16 protein-coding genes and 1 tRNA gene are annotated in these 19,362 nt (G+C 39.8%); 15 read left to right on the forward strand and 2 right to left on the reverse strand.

The annotated features are described in order from the left end of the window. The first annotated feature begins 215 nt into the window (after positions 1-215). Positions 216-1,472: an ISL3 family transposase gene (locus UKS_RS03075; RefSeq protein ID WP_173020489.1), complete on the forward strand. Its 1,257-nt coding sequence runs from the start codon at positions 216-218 to the stop codon at positions 1,470-1,472. 46 nt (positions 1,473-1,518) lie between these two features. On the opposite strand, the gene UKS_RS03080 is transcribed toward UKS_RS03075, so the two are convergent. Then, positions 1,519-2,835: an FAD-containing oxidoreductase gene (locus tag UKS_RS03080; RefSeq protein ID WP_156011774.1), complete on the reverse strand. Its 1,317-nt coding sequence runs from the start codon at positions 2,833-2,835 to the stop codon at positions 1,519-1,521. 192 nt (positions 2,836-3,027) lie between these two features. Between UKS_RS03080 and UKS_RS03085 the strand changes: the two genes are divergently transcribed. The 4 genes from UKS_RS03085 (at position 3,028) to UKS_RS03100 (ending at position 7,647) form a co-directional block, all read left to right on the forward strand. Next, positions 3,028-4,254 (forward strand): L-lactate MFS transporter, encoded by a 1,227-nt coding sequence (locus UKS_RS03085; RefSeq protein ID WP_049495063.1) that lies wholly within the window; start codon positions 3,028-3,030, stop codon positions 4,252-4,254. A 197-nt stretch (positions 4,255-4,451) separates the two neighbouring features. Then, complete coding sequence (locus tag UKS_RS03090) at positions 4,452-6,029, forward strand: DEAD/DEAH box helicase (RefSeq protein ID WP_049495065.1); 1,578 nt, start codon at positions 4,452-4,454, stop codon at positions 6,027-6,029. A gap of 254 nt (positions 6,030-6,283) precedes the next feature. Further along, positions 6,284-7,072 carry a GTP-sensing pleiotropic transcriptional regulator CodY gene (gene codY, locus UKS_RS03095; protein WP_049495066.1) on the forward strand — a complete coding sequence of 263 codons (789 nt, stop codon included), beginning with the start codon at positions 6,284-6,286 and terminating at the stop codon, positions 7,070-7,072. Further along, positions 7,072-7,647 (forward strand): cysteine hydrolase family protein, encoded by a 576-nt coding sequence (locus UKS_RS03100; RefSeq protein ID WP_004269841.1) that lies wholly within the window; start codon positions 7,072-7,074, stop codon positions 7,645-7,647. Before codY ends, UKS_RS03100 begins: the two co-directional genes overlap by 1 nt. Positions 7,648-7,910: 263 nt before the next feature. Here the strand turns inward: UKS_RS03100 and UKS_RS03105 are convergent, their stop codons facing one another. Continuing rightward, a complete protein-coding gene (locus UKS_RS03105; RefSeq protein ID WP_156011775.1) occupies positions 7,911-9,077 on the reverse strand; it encodes an IS30 family transposase in 1,167 nt (388 codons plus the stop codon). A 192-nt stretch (positions 9,078-9,269) separates the two neighbouring features. Between UKS_RS03105 and UKS_RS03110 the strand changes: the two genes are divergently transcribed. The 10 genes from UKS_RS03110 (at position 9,270) to UKS_RS03155 (ending at position 19,362) form a co-directional block, all read left to right on the forward strand. Next, positions 9,270-9,355: transfer RNA gene (locus UKS_RS03110), tRNA-Leu, on the forward strand. A gap of 135 nt (positions 9,356-9,490) precedes the next feature. Further along, positions 9,491-10,768, forward strand: coding sequence for an ABC transporter permease (locus UKS_RS03115; RefSeq protein WP_156011776.1), 1,278 nt, complete (start codon positions 9,491-9,493; stop codon positions 10,766-10,768). A gap of 126 nt (positions 10,769-10,894) precedes the next feature. Continuing rightward, on the forward strand, positions 10,895-11,527 hold the full coding sequence (vex2, locus tag UKS_RS03120; protein ID WP_156011777.1) for an ABC transporter ATP-binding subunit Vex2: 633 nt from the start codon (positions 10,895-10,897) through the stop codon (positions 11,525-11,527). A gap of 357 nt (positions 11,528-11,884) precedes the next feature. Beyond that, positions 11,885-13,264, forward strand: coding sequence for an ABC transporter permease subunit Vex3 (gene vex3 / locus UKS_RS03125; RefSeq protein ID WP_049495075.1), 1,380 nt, complete (start codon positions 11,885-11,887; stop codon positions 13,262-13,264). 141 nt (positions 13,265-13,405) lie between these two features. Beyond that, positions 13,406-14,062 carry a response regulator transcription factor VncR gene (gene vncR / locus UKS_RS03130; RefSeq protein ID WP_049495077.1) on the forward strand — a complete coding sequence of 219 codons (657 nt, stop codon included), beginning with the start codon at positions 13,406-13,408 and terminating at the stop codon, positions 14,060-14,062. After that, positions 14,059-15,387: a sensor histidine kinase VncS gene (gene vncS, locus UKS_RS03135; RefSeq protein WP_156011778.1), complete on the forward strand. Its 1,329-nt coding sequence runs from the start codon at positions 14,059-14,061 to the stop codon at positions 15,385-15,387. The genes vncR and vncS overlap by 4 nt, the downstream gene beginning before the upstream one ends. A 139-nt stretch (positions 15,388-15,526) precedes the next feature. Beyond that, complete coding sequence (locus UKS_RS03140) at positions 15,527-16,408, forward strand: class II fructose-bisphosphate aldolase (RefSeq protein ID WP_156011779.1); 882 nt, start codon at positions 15,527-15,529, stop codon at positions 16,406-16,408. A gap of 116 nt (positions 16,409-16,524) precedes the next feature. Beyond that, positions 16,525-17,457 carry an alpha/beta fold hydrolase gene (locus UKS_RS03145; protein ID WP_173020451.1) on the forward strand — a complete coding sequence of 311 codons (933 nt, stop codon included), beginning with the start codon at positions 16,525-16,527 and terminating at the stop codon, positions 17,455-17,457. Between the two features lie 51 nt (positions 17,458-17,508). Beyond that, positions 17,509-18,054, forward strand: a complete 546-nt coding sequence (locus UKS_RS03150) for a histidine phosphatase family protein (RefSeq protein WP_156011781.1) — start codon at positions 17,509-17,511, stop codon at positions 18,052-18,054. Between the two features lie 315 nt (positions 18,055-18,369). Then, positions 18,370-19,362: an ABC transporter ATP-binding protein gene (locus UKS_RS03155; protein WP_156011782.1), complete on the forward strand. Its 993-nt coding sequence runs from the start codon at positions 18,370-18,372 to the stop codon at positions 19,360-19,362.

Consider the following 19,362-nt stretch of genomic DNA (forward strand, 5'->3'; position numbering starts at 1 on the left):
GTTTCTATTATATCACAAAAGAGGGAAAAGACAGATTTGAGGTTCCGCAGAAGCAAAAACAGCCCCAAGAGGGCTGTTAGATACGATTAAACGGCTCTATAATATTTGTAGTGGGTAAATCCCCTATAGATATTATGGAGCCTATTTTGTTGTAGAAAAAAAGTTCCATATCATCTATAATGAAAAGCGATCAAACCATCATTAGAAAGAATCATATGGAACAATTACATTTTATCACAAAACTTCTCGATATTAAAGACCCAAACATCAAGATTCTAGATATCATCAATAGAGATAGTCACAAGGAAATCATCGCTAAATTGGATTATGAGAACCCACCTTGCCCTAATTGCGGAAGTCAAATGAAGAAATATGACTTTCAAAAACCTTCGAAAATTCCTTACCTTGAAACAACTGGTATGCCTACTAGAATTCTCCTTAGAAAGCGTCGATTCAAGTGCTATCATTGTTCAAAAATGATGGTTGCTGAGACTTCTCTCGTCAAGAAGAATCATCAAATCCCTCGTATCATCAACCAAAAAATTGCTCAGAAGCTGATTGAAAAAACTTCTATGACCGATATTGCTCATCAGCTGTCCATTTCAACTTCAACTGTCATTCGCAAGCTCAATGACTTCCGTTTTAAGCATGATTTTTCTCGTCTTCCTGAAATTATGTCATGGGACGAGTACTCCTTTACAAAGGGAAAGATGAGTTTCATTGCTCAAGATTTTGATAAGCTCAATATCATCACTGTTCTTGAAGGCAGAACACAAGCTATCATTCGAAATCACTTTCTTAAATATGATAGAGTCGTTCGATGTCGAGTGAAAATCATTACGATGGATATGTTTAGTCCTTACTATGACTTGGCTAAACAGCTTTTTCCAAACGCTAAAATCGTGTTGGATCGTTTCCATATTATCCAACATCTCAGCCGTGCTATGAGTCGTGTGCGTGTTCAAATCATGAATCAGTTTGAACGAAAATCCCATGAATACAAGGCTATCAAGCGTTACTGGAAGCTCATCCAACAGGATAGTCGAAAACTCAGCGATAAACGTTTTTATCGTCCTACTTTTCGTATTCACTTGACCAATAAAGAGATTCTAGACAAGCTTTTGAGCTATTCAGAAGACTTGAAACACCACTATCAGATCTATCAGCTCTTGCTTTTTCACTTTCAGAACAAAGACCCTGAGAAATTTTTCGGACTCATTGAGGACAATCAAAAGCAGGTTCATCCTATTTTTCAGACTGTCTTTAAAACCTTTCTAAAGAACAAAGAGAAAATCATCAACGCTCTTCAATTACCTTATTCCAACGCAAAATTGGAAGCGACCAATAATCTCATCAAACTTATCAAACGAAACGCCTTTGGATTTCGGAACTTTGAAAACTTCAAAAAAAGGATTTTTATCGCTCTGAACATCAAAAAAGAAAGGACGAATTTTGTCCTTTCTCGAGCTTAGCTGACTTCAACCCACTACAGTTGACAAAGAGCCGATTAAACTCAACTTAAATCGCAAACAAGTCATTCAAGTTCTCAGCCAAGGTTGGGTGAGTGAAGATTTGTTTTGTGAAGTAAGTGTAAGGAATCTTGTTGTCCATAGCAACAGTGATGATATTGATGATTTCTTGAGAACCTTCTGAGAAGATGCTTGCTCCAAGAATTTCTTTTGTTTCAGTATTCACAACAGCTTTGAAAGCTCCACGAAGGTCTCCGTTTACGTGACCACGAGGCATTGCTGCAACAGGAATTTCCTTAACGGCGTATGGAAGTTTCAAATCAGCTGCTTGGCTTTCCGTCAAACCTACTTGTGAAAGGGCAGGTGTGATAAACATGGTGTTTGGTACATTGAGACGGTCTTCAAGAGTGTAGCTGCCATCACCAGCAAGGTAGCTGTAAACAACACGGAAGTCATCAAGTGAAATGTAAGTAAATTGAGGGCCACCGTTGACATCTCCAACTGCAAAGACACCAGGAACGTTTGTTTGACAATGTTTGTCTACTTTAATAGCACCACGTTCAGTTAGTTCAATATCTGTATTTTCAAGTTGAAGTGGTTCTACATTTGGTTTGCGTCCAGTTGAGTAGAGAAGGGCATCGAAACGGTAAGTTTCGTTTTCAGTTACAAGGAGCACTTGGTCACCATCGTTTTTGATTTCAGTAGTATGAATGTTTTGAAGCAATTCAATACCATCTTCTTCCATGTATTGTTTAGCAAGAGCTGCGATGGAAGGTTCTGCACGAGGTAAGAAAGTATCCAAGGCATCTAGGACTGTAACTTTGCTGCCAAGTTTGTTGTAAAGGCCAGCGAATTCAAGACCGATATTTCCGCCACCAAGGATTCCAAGTTTTTCAGGCAATTTGTCCAAGTTCTGGATACCTGTTGAGTCAAAGACGTTTTTGCTTGTAGCAAGTCCAGGAATTGGCAAGACGTTTGAAATAGCACCAGTGTTGATAACGATTGTTTCAGCAGTTAGTTCTTGTTTTTCATCACCAGCTTGAATTTCGATGACTTTATTAGAAACAAAGTGAGCTTCCGCATCAATGATATCAACGCCTGTACCAGCTACAGTAGCATAGTTTTTACCGTTAAGGCGACCAGTGACAGTGTTTTTGGTAGCAATCACTTCTTCAAAAGATAAGTCTTTCTCAGCAGCAACTAGTAAAGTCTTAGTTGGGATACAACCGATGTTGATACAAGTTCCGCCGTACATAGCCTTACTACGTTCGATAAGGGCAACTTTTTTACCAGCTGAAGCCAATTTACCTGCTAGTGTTTTACCAGCTTTACCAAATCCGATAACGATTAAATCATAAGTTAACATTTAGAGTTCCTCCTATTCGCATTTCATTCTAGCACAAGAAAAAAACTTTTGCACAATTCTGCTACGAAAAGGAAAGAAAATATAAAAACGCTTTCCAGGCAAAAAAATAGTAATTTTTCAACAATCTTGATAAACTAAAATCCTATCCTTTTTTATATAAAATAGGATAAATGTTCGAAAATAGGAGAATTTATGAAATCGAATCGTTATATTATTGCCTTTTCTGGAGTCATTTTGCACTTAATGCTGGGGTCCACGTATGCTTGGAGTGTTTATCGCAATCCTATTATTGAAAAAACGGGATGGGATCAGGCTTCTGTTGCCTTCGCCTTTAGTCTGGCAATCTTTTGTTTGGGATTATCGGCTGCATTTATGGGGCGTTTGGTAGAAAAATTTGGTCCGAGAGTCATGGGGAGTCTATCTGCTTTTCTATACGCAGGTGGAAATATCTTAACAGGATTTGCAATAGACCGTCAGGAACTGTGGTTGTTGTATCTTGCTTATGGCATTTTAGGTGGGCTCGGTTTGGGAGCAGGCTATATTACCCCTGTGTCAACGATTATAAAATGGTTTCCTGATAAACGTGGTCTCGCAACAGGTTTAGCGATTATGGGGTTTGGTTTTGCTTCTTTATTGACTAGTCCCATAGCGCAACATTTCATCGCAAAGGTAGGTCTTGTAGAAACTTTTTATATTTTAGGTGCAAGTTACTTTGTTATCATGCTCCTAGCTTCACAATTCATTAAGCGTCCAAATGAGCAAGAGCTTGCAATTTTATCTGTTTCAGGGAAAGAAAAAACAGCCTCTTTGACGCAAGGAATGGCTGCAAATCAGGCTCTGAAAAGCAATCGGTTTTATATACTTTGGATTATTTTCTTTATCAATATAGCTTGTGGTCTAGGATTAATTTCAGCGGCATCGCCAATGGCACAGGAGATGGCTGGCTTGTCTACAAGTCATGCAGCAGTAATGGTGGGCGTTTTAGGGATTTTCAATGGGTTTGGTCGTTTGCTCTGGGCGAGTTTATCTGACTACATCGGTCGCCCTCTAACCTTTAGTATATTATTGCTTGTCAATCTTTTCTTCTCGCTCTTACTTTGGCTATTTACAAATTCCGTTTTATTTGTAGTCGCTATGTCTATTTTGATGACTTGCTATGGAGCTGGTTTTTCTTTGATTCCAGCTTATCTCAGTGATATTTTTGGAACCAAGGAATTGGCTGCTCTGCATGGATATATTTTAACAGCTTGGGCAATGGCTGGTTTAGCAGGACCTATTTTATTAGCAGAGACTTATAAAATAGCTCATTCTTACACACAAACCTTATTCGTTTTTCTTATTTTATATAGTATAGCCTTGGCTTTGTCTTATTATCTAGGTCGTTCAATCAAAAAGGAGAGTCAAAAACCGCTTACATGATTTTCTAGAGAAATTAGGCTATCTTTTGTTCTGGTCTTGTGTTATACTAGATAGGTTGCAAAGAAAACAGTACTTTTCTTTTGTGGAAAAGAGGCAACACGATTTTGTATCCAGTATATGAAAATTCGTCATAAAAAGAAAAGTATAAACTAAGCCCTATAGGGTGGCTTCGCACCACCTTTAGAAAGAAGAATACCGTGAAATTTAATGAATTAAACTTGTCTGCTGATTTGCTAGCAGAGATTGAAAAAGCTGGTTTTGTTGAAGCCAGTCCGATCCAAGAACAAACCATTCCCTTGGCCCTTGAAGGCAAGGACGTTATTGGTCAAGCTCAGACTGGTACAGGAAAAACTGCAGCCTTTGGCTTGCCTACCCTTGAAAAAATCCGTACAGAAGAAGCGACCATCCAAGCTTTGGTTATCGCTCCAACACGTGAACTTGCTGTCCAAAGTCAGGAAGAATTGTTCCGCTTTGGTCGTAGTAAGGGAGTCAAAGTCCGCTCAGTATATGGCGGATCAAGTATTGAAAAACAAATTAAGGCTCTTAAATCTGGTGCCCATATAGTAGTGGGAACTCCAGGTCGCCTCTTGGACTTGATTAAACGCAAGGCCTTGAAATTACAAGATATTGAAACTCTTATCCTTGACGAAGCAGATGAAATGCTCAACATGGGCTTCTTAGAAGACATCGAAGCGATCATTTCTCGTGTCCCTGAAAGCCGTCAAACTTTGCTTTTCTCAGCAACTATGCCAGATGCCATCAAACGTATCGGTGTTCAGTTTATGAAAGAACCTGAGCATGTGAAGATTGCTGCCAAGGAATTGACGACAGAATTGGTTGACCAGTACTACCTCCGTGTCAAGGAGCAAGAAAAATTTGATACTATGACTCGTCTTATGGATGTGGAACAACCAGAACTTGCTATTGTATTTGGTCGTACCAAACGCCGTGTGGATGAATTGACTCGTGGACTTAAAATTCGTGGCTTCCGTGCCGAAGGAATTCATGGAGACCTAGACCAAAACAAACGTCTTCGTGTCCTTCGTGACTTTAAAAATGGCAATCTTGATGTTTTGGTTGCGACAGACGTTGCAGCGCGTGGATTGGATATTTCAGGTGTGACTCATGTCTACAACTACGATATTCCACAAGATCCTGAAAGTTATGTTCACCGTATTGGGCGTACAGGTCGTGCTGGTAAGTCAGGCCAGTCAATTACCTTCGTTTCGCCTAATGAAATGGGTTACCTCCAAATCATCGAAAACTTGACTAAGAAACGCATGAAAGGTCTCAAACCTGCAAGTGCAGAAGAAGCCTTCCAAGCTAAAAAACAGGTAGCTCTCAAGAAAATCGAACGTGATTTTGCAGATGAAACCATTCGTGCCAACTTTGAGAAATTTGGTAAGGATGCTCGTAAGCTAGCTGCCGAATTTACTCCAGAAGAACTGGCAATGTATATCTTGAGTCTGACTGTTCAAGATCCAGATAGTCTTCCTGAAGTGGAGATTGCACGTGAAAAACCACTGCCATTTAAACCATCAGGTAATGGCTTTGGTGGCAAAGGAAAAGGAGGTCGTGGAGGCCGTCGTGGGGACGACCGTCGAGACCGTGATCGCCGTGGTAATGGTCGTCGTGATGATTTCAAAAAAGGAAGTCGTGGCAATGATCGTTTTGATAAAGACAGACGTTACCGTAATAAAGACAATAAAAAACCACGCAATACTTCAAGCGAAAAGCAAACAGGTTTTGTTATTCGTAACAAGGGTGATAAATAAGAAAAAGCGGTTCAAAATGAATCGCTTTTTTATATAAGGAGACCGAATGAAAAAGAAAGATAAATGAAATAGATAGTTACCTTCTTTTGATATTATAATATACAAAATTAAGGAACTTGTCAATAGAAAAGAAGCAATTTAATTAAAAATATTCTTGTTTTTTCAAATTGCAAATAAATAAGCAATTTTCAGATAATAATTGAAAATTCAAGCTGTTTATGTTATAATGATAGCGATTAAATTCGAGGTGAAAAATGGCACATTTATTAGAAAAAACTAGAAAAATTACTTCTATCCTGAAGCGCTCAGACGAGCAGTTGCAGGAAGAACTTCCCTACAATGCGATTACCCGTCAGTTGGCAGATATTATTGACTGTAACGCCTGTATCGTTAATAGCAAGGGACATCTCCTTGGCTATTTTATGCGTTACAAAACCAATACAGATCGTGTAGAGCAATTCTTTCAAACTAAGATTTTCCCGGATGACTACATTCAAGGTGCGAACATGATCTACGATACAGAAGCTAATCTGACAGTTGATCATGATTTGAGTATATTCCCTGTCGAGAGTCGTTCTGATTTTCCAGATGGCTTGACGACCATTGCTCCAATTCATGTATCAGGGATTCGCCTTGGCTCTTTGATTATTTGGCGCAATGATAAAAAATTCGAAGACGAGGACTTAATCCTTGTTGAGATTGCCAGTACCGTTGTTGGGATTCAACTCCTTAACTTCCAGCGTGAAGAAGATGAGAAAAATATCCGTCGCCGTACGGCTGTTACCATGGCAGTTAATACTCTTTCCTATTCTGAACTTCGTGCTGTTTCAGCAATTTTAGAGGAATTAAATGGAAATGAAGGGCAGTTGACCGCATCTGTGATTGCAGACCGTATCGGAATCACCCGCTCTGTGATTGTCAATGCCCTTCGTAAACTTGAGTCTGCAGGGATTATTGAAAGTCGCTCACTTGGAATGAAGGGAACCTATCTTAAGGTCTTGATTTCAGATATTTTTGAAGAAGTAAAGAAAAGAGATTACTGATGACTAAAGCTTTAATTTCGATTGATTATACAGAAGATTTTGTTGCTGATAGTGGGAAGCTGACAGCAGGTGCTCCAGCTCAGGCTATTTCGGATGCCATTAGCAAGGTGACTCGATTAGCTTTTGAACGCGGAGATTACATCTTCTTTACCATCGATGCTCACGAAGAAAATGATTGTTTCCATCCAGAAAGCAAGCTATTTCCTCCACATAATTTGATTGGGACTAGTGGACGCAATTTATACGGAGATTTGGGGACCTTTTATCAAGAGCATGGTTCAGACAGTCGTGTCTTTTGGATGGATAAACGCCATTACTCAGCTTTTTCGGGTACTGACCTAGATATCCGTTTGAGAGAGCGTCGAATTTCGACAGTTATTTTAACCGGAGTTTTGACGGATATCTGTGTCCTGCATACAGCTATAGATGCCTATAATCTAGGATATGATATCGAGATTGTTAAACCAGCTGTTGCTTCCATCTGGCCTGAAAATCACCAATTTGCCCTAGGTCATTTCAAAAATACACTCGGAGCTAAGTTAGTAGATGAAAATCTAAATGAACTTTCTGAGTAATTTGGTTGATGAGCTAAATTCCCAAACTAAGTTCCACTGCTAATCCAAGTGGAAGTTAGTCTGAAAAAAATTGTAAAAACCAGTGGAAATCCGTGTCAGGGTAAGTTCCACTGGTTTTTCTAATTCTTGATTTCATCGCTTTTGTAGCCGAAAAGAATAGAAAAAAGAGCGCACAAAACCCTCTCATCTGAAAGCGTTTCAGATTAAGTTCCGCTATGGTGGAAGTTAGTGTGAGACGTTTGAATGGGGTTAAAGATTAGTTTTTAGAACTTATGTTGGAGTAATGTAGAAGATTGACAGACGTCTTCTGCAGGTATGTTAGAAATGCCGAGAAGTTCAGGAATCTCTTCTCCGTAAGTAAAGGCAAAGAGCTCATAAGAAGACTTTCCATTCAAAGCAGCACGTTTGACACTGTTGACATGCGAACAGACGAGATTAATATCCTCTTGCGTTAAATTGTCAAAGGAAGTTCCTTTAGGTAGAATGTCGCGAATCAGCGTGTGATTTTTCTCAATTCTCCCTTTCTGGTCAGAGCGATTAGGGTCACAAAAGAAAAGCTTACTCTCTCCTCGCACATCCATTTCGATATCATCAACCCTGGCAAACTCTCCACCATTATCTGTTAGAATGACAGGGAAAAATTGGAAGAAATCTTTGTCCGCTTGGTGAAAAGTGTTTTTGATGTCATAGAAGTGTTTGGTAACCTCAAGGGCAGTTTTATTATCCAGAAGTCTAGCGAAGATAAAGTTACAGAAAGAGAGATTGAAGGTGAGTAGGACTTTTCCTCCGGTTCGGCCCATAACGGTGTCCATTTCCAGCCAAGAGTCTAGTTGATTAAGGGTTAAATAGTTTTGGAAATCCTCATAGGAACGACCTTTTTTAGCTTCTTTAGGGATGGAAGGTAGCTTACTTTTCCGTCTTTCTTTGAATTTAACGGCTCTGGTTAGGTCAATCGGAGCGATAGATAGGTATCCTTTCCGGATGTGTCGATAGACAGTTGAGGAGCTGACATCAAGGTTATGAGTTTTCAGAATATGGTAGATGTGTTGTCCCTTTTTAACCCCATCAGAAATGATTTTATCCATTTCCCAGAAGGTCTTGGAATTGAGAGGAGTTCCTTCACGAGCTTCTACAAGAATTTTTTCGTACTGTTTTTGAGCTTGTTTAGCGAGGTAGAAGATCTTCTTATAGCCACAATTTTGTCTTCTTTTAGGGCATCCATTACAGACAAAGGGAGCCTTGTCGAGTAGAGGGCAGGGAAGATTATCGCATGTAGACTCTCGGACTTGTCTGTTTCGTTTGACTTCTTTGGAAACAGTAGTTGGGTCTTTTAGAATGGATTGTCCAATAGCTTTGAAGGTTTCACCGCGTTCTAAGCCTAATTGGATATCATTACGGTCTGAAAGGGTAAGGTGTTTATGTTTTGTCATAGTAGACCTCATTTCTAACTCAAACGTCTCACACTTAATTCCACCATAAAAATCCGTTTTAGACTAATTTCCACTTCGGTTAGGCAAGTGGAAGTTACTTTGAGAAGTTACCATTTGGTTGATGAAATGAAAAAAATGAAAAAAAGTGTTGACAAGCATCCCAAAAGTTGATATACTAGTAAAGTAATCGACGCGGGGATGGCGGAATTGGCAGACGCGCAGGACTAAGGATCCTGTGACCGCTTTAGGTCGTGAGGGTTCAAGTCCCTCTCTCCGCATAGGATAAGAGTTAGCTTAGGCTAACTCTTTTTTTATCTAATTCAAGTAGAGCAAAAAATTTTTGCTCTTTTTTGTATTTCATAAACATTTCATATTTGGATTTTATAATAGTCTTACAAATATGGAGGTGACAAATGAATCCAATCCAAAGAGCTTGGGCTTATGTCAGCAGAAAACGACTGAGAAGTTTTATTTTATTTCTGATTTTATTGGTCCTATTGGCTGGAATTTCAGCCTGTTTGACTCTGATGAAGTCCAACAAAACAGTTGAAACCAATCTTTACAAATCACTCAACACCTCTTTTTCTATTAAGAAGATAGAGAATGGTCAGACTTTCAAGTTGTCAGACCTAGCATCTGTAAGCAAGATTAAGGGACTGGAAACTGTCTCTCCTGAACTCGAGACGGTCGCAAAACTAAAAGACAAGGAAGCAGTGAGTGGCGAGCAGAGCGTGGAGCGTGATGATTTGTCAGCTGCGGACAAGAATTTGGTTAGCTTAACGGCTCTTGAGGATTCATCCAAGGATGTGACCTTCACCAGCTCAGCTTTCAATCTAAAGGAAGGACGACACCTTCAAAAAGGAGATGCAAAGAAAATCCTTATCCACGAAGAGTTGGCTAAGAAGAACGGTCTTTCGCTTCATGACAAGATTGGTTTAGATGCTGGGCAGTCAGAAACTGGTAAAGGACAAACAGTAGAGTTTGAGATTATCGGCACTTTTTCTGGTAAAAAACAAGAGAAATTTACAGGCTTATCTTCTGACTTCAGTGAAAACTATGTCTTTACAGACTATGAAAGTAGCCAGACCCTTTTGGGGAATAGTGAACCGCAAGTCAGTGCAGCGCGCTTTTATGTAGAAAATCCTAAGGAAATGGACGGACTCATGAAGCAGGTAGAAAACTTGTCTTTGGAAAATCAAGGCTATCAAGTCGAAAAGGAAAACAAGGCTTTTGAACAAATCAAAGAATCAGTTGCAACCTTCCAAACCTTCCTGACCATCTTCCTTTATGGGATGTTGATAGCCGGAGCAGGAGCCTTAATTTTGGTTTTGTCTCTCTGGTTGAGAGAAAGGGTCTACGAAGTGGGAATTTTACTGGCACTTGGAAAAGGCAAGAGCTCGATCTTCCTACAGTTCTGTTTAGAGGTGGTTTTGGTATCTCTCGGTGCTTTGCTTCCAGCATTTGCTGCAGGAAACGCAATCACAACTTACCTACTCCAAACTCTATTAGCAAGTGGAGACCAGGCAAGCTTACAAGACACGCTAGCCAAAGCAAGCAGTCTATCAACCAGCATCCTATCTTTTGCAGAATCCTATGTTTTTCTAGTTCTGCTCAGTTGCTTATCTGTAGCCCTTTGTTTCCTATTCTTATTTAGAAAATCGCCGAAAGAAATTTTATCATCTATTAGTTAATACTCTTCGAAAATCTCTTCAAACTACGTCAGCTTTATCTGCAACCTCAAAGCTGTACTTTGAGCAATTTGCAGCTAGCTTCCTAGTTTGTTCTTTGATTTTCATTGAGTATAAGAAGGAGAAATCATGACTTTGTTACAATTACAAGATGTTACCTACCGTTATAAGAACACTGCTGAGGCAGTCCTATATCAGATCAATTATAATTTTGAACCTGGCAAATTTTACAGTATTATTGGGGAGTCAGGAGCAGGAAAATCAACTCTCTTATCCCTCCTCGCTGGTCTAGATAGTCCTGTTGAAGGTTCTATCCTTTTCCAAGGAGAGGATATTCGTAAGAAAGGTTATTCTTACCATCGCATGCACCATATTTCTCTGGTCTTTCAAAATTATAACTTGATAGATTATCTTTCTCCACTAGAAAATATCCGCTTGGTCAACAAAAAGGCAAGCAAGGATACACTTCTTGAACTTAGTCTGGATGAAAGTCAGATCAAGCGAAATGTTCTCCAGTTATCAGGTGGTCAACAACAACGTGTTGCCATTGCTCGTAGCTTGGTATCAGAAGCTCCAGTTATCTTGGCTGATGAGCCAACAGGAAATTTGGACCCTAAGACTGCTGGAGATATTGTCGAACTGCTCAAATCACTTGCCCAGAAAACAGGTAAATGTGTAATCGTCGTAACCCACAGTAAAGAAGTGGCACAAGCGTCAGATATTACACTTGAGTTGAAGGACAAGAAACTGACTGAAATATAGAATCTAGTTATTAAACTTTAAAATAGTATTAGTTGGTAACCAGATACGTGTAAAGTAAGAATAAACAAAGTGAGTCTTTAACAACTATTTCCCGCAATAGTGATAGCCTAGATAATAACAGGGTTATTATCTAGGCCGGAATTTTTGAGAGTAAAATAGTTTGGGGAACTATTTTAGCCTGAGCATAGAAATTAAAGGGCGAAGGGCTCAAAAATTAGGGATGAAATTCCCTGGATTTCTAAAATCATCCACTGGATAATTTTACCTCCCGTCCGCACAATCTAAGGGAAATAGTAAAAAAATAATTTATATAAGTTATAAGACATTGAAATAGAACAAGATCTAGAAAGGAAACCTATGTTACACAACGCATTTGCCTACGTTACAAGGAAGTTTTTCAAATCAATTGTCATCTTCCTGATTATTCTTCTCATGGCGAGCTTGAGTTTGGTTGGCTTGTCAATCAAGGGAGCTACTGCCAAGGCTTCTCAGGAGACCTTTAAAAATATCACCAACAGCTTCTCCATGCAAATCAATCGTCGCGTCAATCAAGGAACGCCACGTGGTGCTGGGAATATCAAGGGTGAAGATATCAAAAAAATTACCGAAAATAAGGCCATTGAGTCTTATGTGAAACGCATTAACGCTATCGGAGATTTGACTGGATATGAACTGATCGAAACGCCAGAAACCAAGAAAAATCTGACACCTGACCGTGCTCAACGTTTTGGAAGTAGCTTGATGATTACAGGTGTCAATGACTCCTCCAAAGAAGACAAGTTTGTCTCTGGTTCTTATAAACTGGTCGAAGGAGAGCACTTAACAAACGACGACAAGGACAAGATTCTCCTGCACAAGGACTTGGCAGCCAAATACGGCTGGAAAGTAGGGGACAAGGTCAAACTAGACTCTAATATCTACGATGCAGACAATGAAAAAGGTGCCAAGGAAACAGTCGAAGTGACAATCAAGGGACTCTTTGATGGTCACAATAAGTCAGCAGTAACCTACTCACAAGAACTCTATGAAAATACAGCTATCACAGACATTCACACTGCTGCAAAACTTTATGGATACACAGAAGACACAGCTATTTATGGGGACGCAACCTTCTTTGTAACAGCAGACAAGAACTTGGATGATGTTATGAAAGAGTTGAATGGCATCAGTGGTATCGACTGGAAGAGCTATACACTGGTGAAGAGCTCCTCTAACTACCCAGCTCTTGAGCAATCTATCTCTGGTATGTACAAGATGGCTAATCTCCTATTCTGGGGAAGCTTGAGCTTCTCAGTTCTTCTCCTTGCCCTCCTGCTTAGCCTTTGGATCAACGCCCGCCGTAAGGAAGTGGGAATTCTCCTCTCTATCGGTCTCAAGAAGGCAAGTATCTTGGGTCAATTTATCACTGAATCCATCTTGATTGCCATCCCTGCTCTCGTTTCTGCTTACTTCTTAGCTACTTACACAGCGCGTGCAATCGGAAATACTGTTCTTGCTAATGTCACTTCAGGTGTTGCCAAACAGGCTAGCAAGGCGGCTCAAACATCTAACCTTGGTGGTGGTGCTGAAGTAGATGGCTTTAGCAAGACCTTGTCGAGCCTAGATATTTCTATTCAGACATCAGACTTTATCATCGTCTTTGTCCTTGCCTTGGTTCTAGTGGTTCTCGTTATGGCGCTTGCTTCAAGCAATCTCCTCAGAAAACAACCAAAAGAGCTTCTGCTGGATAGCGAATAACAAACTTGCTACCTATTCTCCCCTAAATGGGGTATAATATAGGTAGCATTTTTATCTATTTCATCTTGATAAGGCCTCTTCCTTTCAGGATGAAATTGAGATGATTTACAAGAAATTTAAAGGAATGTGAAACGTTTTTCTATGAAAATTTTAATTGTAGAAGATGAAGAAATGATCCGTGAGGGGGTCAGTGATTATTTGACGGATTGTGGTTATGAAACCATTGAGGCGGCAGACGGGCAAGAAGCTTTAGAAAAATTTTCCAGCTATGAGGTAGCCTTAGTTTTACTGGATATCCAGATGCCTAAGCTCAATGGTCTAGAAGTGCTAGCTGAGATTCGCAAAACCAGTCAGGTTCCTGTCTTGATGTTGACCGCCTTTCAGGATGAGGAATACAAGATGAGTGCTTTTGCTTCTCTAGCAGATGGCTATCTGGAAAAGCCTTTTTCTCTGTCCCTCTTAAAAGTGAGGGTGGACGCGATTTTTAAGCGCTATTATGATACGGGAAGAATCTTTTCTTACAAGGATGCCAAGGTGGACTTTGAGAGCTACAGTGCCAGCCTAGCAGGTGAGGAAGTAGCTATCAATGCTAAAGAGTTGGAAATTCTGGACTATCTGGTAAAAAATGAAGGACGGGCCTTGACCCGATCTCAGATTATTGATGCCGTCTGGAAAGCGACAGATGAGGTTCCCTTTGACCGTGTCATTGATGTTTATATCAAGGAACTGCGGAAAAAGCTAGGCTTGGACTGCATCCTCACTGTGCGCAATGTTGGTTATAAATTGGAGCGAAAATGAAACGAACGGGTTTATTTACAAAGATATTTATCTACACCTTCTCGATTTTTAGTGTTCTGGTTATTTGCCTTCATTTAGCTATTTATTTTCTTTTTCCTTTGACTTATCTGAGCCATCGTCAGGAAACCATTGGTCAGAAAGCAACAGCTATTGCCCAGTCCCTAGAAGGAAAGGATAGGCAGAGTATCGAGCAAGTCTTAGACTTGTATTCCCAGACTAGTGATATCAAGGGGACCATTAAGGGCGAGATGACCGAGGATAAGTTAGAAGTCAAGGACAGTCTTCCACTAGATACAGACCGCCAGACAACCTCCCTCTTTATCGAGGAGCGTGAGGTGACAACGCAAGACGGTGATACCATGACTCTCCAGTTTCTAGCTTCCATGGATCTGCAAAAGGAAGCAGAGCAAATTAGCCTCCAATTTCTCCCCTATACCTTGCTGGCATCCTTTCTGATTTCCCTCTTGGTGGCCTATATCTATGCTCGGACCATTGTTGCTCCGATATTGGAAATCAAGCGGGTGACCCGTCGGATGATGGAACTGGATGCTCAAGTACGGTTGCGCGTGGATTCTAAGGATGAGATAGGTGACCTCAAGGAACAAATCAATAGCCTTTACCAGCATCTCTTGACTGTCATAGCGGACTTGCATGACAAGAATGAAGCTATTCTCCAGCTAGAAAAGATGAAGGTCGAATTCCTACGGGGGGCTTCTCATGAATTGAAAACACCTCTGGCTAGTTTGAAAATCCTGATTGAAAACATGAAAGAAAATGTCGGTCGTTATAAGGACAGAGACCACTATCTGGGAGTTGCCTTGGGGATTGTGGATGAGCTCAATCACCACGTTCTCCAGATACTTTCTCTCTCGTCTGTACAAGAATTACGAGATGATAGGGAAAAGATTGACTTACACCAGATGACGCAAAGTTTGGTCAAGGATTATGCTTTACTAGCCAAGGAGAGAGAACTTCAGGTAGACATTAGCCTAACCCATCAGCAGGCCTACATAAACCCATCTGTCATGAAATTAATCCTATCGAATCTCATCAGTAATGCTATCAAGCACTCCACTCCAGGTGGCCTGGTTCGCATTGGAGAAAGAGAAGGAGAACTCTTTATTGAGAATAGCTCTAGTCCTGAAGAACAAGAAAAACTGGCCCAGTCTTTTTCTGAAAATGCTAGTCGCAAGGTCAAGGGTTCGGGGATGGGACTCTTTGTGGTCAAAAGTTTATTAGAACACGAGAAATTACCTTATCATTTTGAGACGCAGGGCAATCAATTAACCTTCTTCATACGTTATCCCAAAGTCACTCAGGACTAAGGTGAAGAAAGGGATTACATTGATTGGATTGGAAAAAATTCAATCTAAAGTATGGGAAAAACTAGCTTTTTTTATCAAAAAGTGATAAAATGAACAATGTAAATGGGATGTCCCAAAAAATATATAGGAGGCCTGACAAATGGCAATCGTTTCAGCAGAAAAATTTGTCCAAGCAGCTCGTGACAACGGTTATGCAGTTGGTGGATTTAACACAAACAACCTTGAGTGGACTCAAGCTATCTTGCGCGCAGCAGAAGCTAAAAAAGCTCCAGTTTTGATCCAAACTTCAATGGGTGCTGCTAAATACATGGGTGGTTACAAAGTTGCTCGCAACTTGATCGCTAACCTTGTTGAGTCAATGGGTATCACTGTACCAGTAGCTATCCACCTTGACCACGGTCACTACGAAGATGCACTTGAGTGTATCGAAGTTGGTTACACTTCAATCATGTTTGACGGTTCACACCTTCCAGTTGAAGAAAACCTTAAATTGGCTAAAGAAGTTGTTGAAAAAGCACACGCTAAAGGTATCTCAGTAGAAGCTGAAGTTGGTACTATCGGTGGTGAAGAAGACGGAATCATCGGTAAAGGTGAATTGGCTCCAATCGAAGACGCTAAAGCAATGGTTGAAACTGGTATCGACTTCTTGGCAGCTGGTATCGGTAACATCCACGGTCCTTACCCAGCAAACTGGGAAGGTCTTGACCTTGACCACTTGCAAAAATTGACAGAAGCTCTTCCAGGCTTCCCAATCGTATTGCACGGTGGATCAGGTATTCCTGATGAGCAAATCCAATCAGCTATCAAACTTGGTGTTGCGAAAGTTAACGTTAACACTGAATGCCAAATTGCATTCGCTAACGCAACTCGTAAATTTGCTCGTGACTACGAAGCAAACGAAGCAGAATACGACAAGAAAAAACTCTTCGACCCACGTAAATTCTTGGCTGACGGTGTAAAAGCTATCCAAGCATCAGTTGAAGAACGTATCGACGTATTCGGTTCAGAAGGTAAAGCATAATCTAGCTGAATAATACAGATGAAACCTGCCCATTGGGTGGGTTTTTTGGTGTGAATATATTGTAGAAGAACCAATATTAAGTTGCTAAAAGAGTCTAATTTTTGTACAATAATGCTATGAAAATACTGAAAAAATGGTGTATAGGGCTTCTTAGTTTCATTCTTTTGTTTTTAGTAGGGATATTTATCTTTCATCGTATCAGCTTAGAAAAGGAACAAGCCTCTCTAACTCCTATGGGTAAAACTGTTCTCGTTAATGGGCACAAAATCAATGTTTACGTTGAAGGGGATGGTCCTGAGACTATAGTAGTTCTCTCAGGTGCTGGTATTGCTTCTCCTATATTGGACTTTAAAGAAGTATCGGAATCCTTATCGAAACGGTATAAGGTAGTCATCGTGGAGAGAGCAGGGTATGGTTATAGTGATGATAGCAATCATTCAAGAGATGTGATAGATGTTTTGTCTGAGACGCGTCAAGCTCTTTCACAAGCAAACGTCAAAGGTCCTTTTATCATTTTATCTCATTCCATGGCTAGTCTTGAGAGTTTAGCTTGGCAGGAAAAATATCCTGATGAAGTGAAAACCTTGGTTGGGTTAGATTGGGCACTGCCAGCTAGTTATGAGAATTTAAAGCAAAATCAGGCCTTAATCACTGTGGCATTTTGGAGCAGCAAGATTGGCTTATTACGCTACTTCCCTGAGTCCTTTTATATAAAAAATCCAACTCTGATCGAAAGTGAACGAAAACAATATAAATTTCTAGCTTATAAGCAGTTGATGTCACAAGCCATGCTTCATGAATCCCAAACGGTAAAGGAAAATGCCAAGAAAGTTCCTTCAAACATTAATCCGAAAATTCCCACCTTACTACTGGTGTCTAACGGTCAAGGCACGACCTTTAGCCAATCAGAATGGCAGCATTATGCAGAGACATTTGCTAGTGACCAGTCTAATGTGAAAGTCATCTATATGGATGCGCCTCACGAACTTTATCATTATCAAAGTCATGAACTTATTTCTCGCATTAAAGAATTTTTAGAGAATAATTGAGGACTTAAAAATCCATTGAGACTGATGACAATAATTGAAAGGTAATGACTTATGAATAATTCTTATATTTTACTTAGACATGCTCATTCAAAATTTTCAAGTGATGATTTTAATAGAACTTTGTCAGAAAAAGGATTTTCATCTCTTGACCAGTTAGAGTTTTTGAATTCTTTTAATATTGATCATTATTTTTCTAGTCCTTATAAACGAGCATTTGAAACGGTTAATAGCTCGCCAATTCAATTTGATAAAATAGTTCTTGATAATCGGTTACGGGAGCGAAAATTATCTTCAACCTTTATAAAAGATTCTGAGTTTGAAGACAGTATTAAATATTTATGGCAAAATCCCAGTAAATCTCTTTCAGAAGGGGAATCAAATCAATATGCACTAGCTAGAGTACTAAATTTTTTAATGGAATTGGAAGAGAGATACTCAGAAAAAACGATTTTACTTAGTTCACACGGGAATTTGATAGGAATACTACTACATCATTTTGATTCCAGTTTTTATTATGAAAAATGGGAGCAGATGACCTTTCCAGATTGTTTTCTAATTGATAGAAATGGGATTGTGAAAAGAATTATGAAAGATTAGTTCTTTGATTAAATAGTGATTCATAATGATCAAAATAGTTTGCCTTTTTACAATTCGTAGCCTGCCCCTAAAGGCAGGTTTTTTGGTGTTTTAAGGAAACTATTAAACCAGAATTTATGACTCAAAAGCATTATTTTAAGAGAAAAATTTTCAATTTCATAATCTATAAGCAAACGCTTGCATTCCTTTTTTTATTGGATTATAATAGGTTGGTATAAATCCTTCTGTAATAATATTGAGAAGGTGTAGAAAGTAAGGATTTAGAATATTTGTATTCAAAAATACAATGTTGTTTCTTACTAAAGGGAGATAGATATGGCAATGATAGAAGTGCAACATCTTCAGAAAAATTTTGTGAAGACTGTTAAGGAACCGGGCTTGAAGGGAGCTTTGCGCTCCTTTATTCATCCTGAAAAGCAGACCTTTGAAGCGGTCAAGGATTTAACCTTTGAAGTTCCAAAAGGGCAGATTTTAGGATTTATCGGGGCCAATGGTGCTGGGAAGTCAACCACCATCAAAATGCTGACAGGGATTTTAAAACCGACATCTGGTTTTTGTCGGATTAACGGCAAGATTCCCCAGGATAATCGCCAAGATTATGTCAAGGATATTGGGGTTGTTTTTGGACAACGCACCCAGTTATGGTGGGATTTGGCTCTGCAAGAGACCTACACGGTTTTAAAAGAAATTTACGATGTGCCAGATTCGCTCTTCCATAAGCGTATGGACTTTTTGAATGAAGTCTTGGATTTGAAGGACTTTATCAAGGATCCCGTGCGAACTCTTTCACTGGGTCAAAGGATGCGGGCGGACATTGCAGCTTCCTTGCTTCACAATCCTAAAGTTCTCTTTTTAGATGAACCGACCATTGGTTTGGACGTTTCGGTCAAGGACAATATTCGTCGGGCTATCACCCAAATCAATCAAGAGGAAGAAACAACCATTCTCTTGACCACTCATGACCTGAGCGATATTGAGCAACTCTGTGATCGGATCTTTATGATTGATAAGGGGCAGGAGATTTTTGATGGAACGGTGAGCCAACTCAAGGAGACCTTTGGCAAGATGAAGACTCTCTCCTTTGAACTGCTACCAGGTCAAAGTCATCTCTTCTCTCACTATAAAGGCCTGCCTGATATGATTATTGATAGACAGGGGAATAGCCTCAACATTGAATTCGATAGTTCTCGCTATCAGTCAGCTGACATTATCAAGCAAACCCTGTCTGATTTTGAAATCCGCGATTTGAAGATGATGGATACGGATATTGAGGATATTATCCGCCGCTTCTATCGAAAGGAGCTCTAA

Origin of the sequence: Streptococcus sp. 116-D4 (assembly GCF_009731465.1) — a bacterium.
Taxonomy (GTDB): Bacteria; Bacillota; Bacilli; order Lactobacillales; family Streptococcaceae; genus Streptococcus; species Streptococcus pseudopneumoniae_E.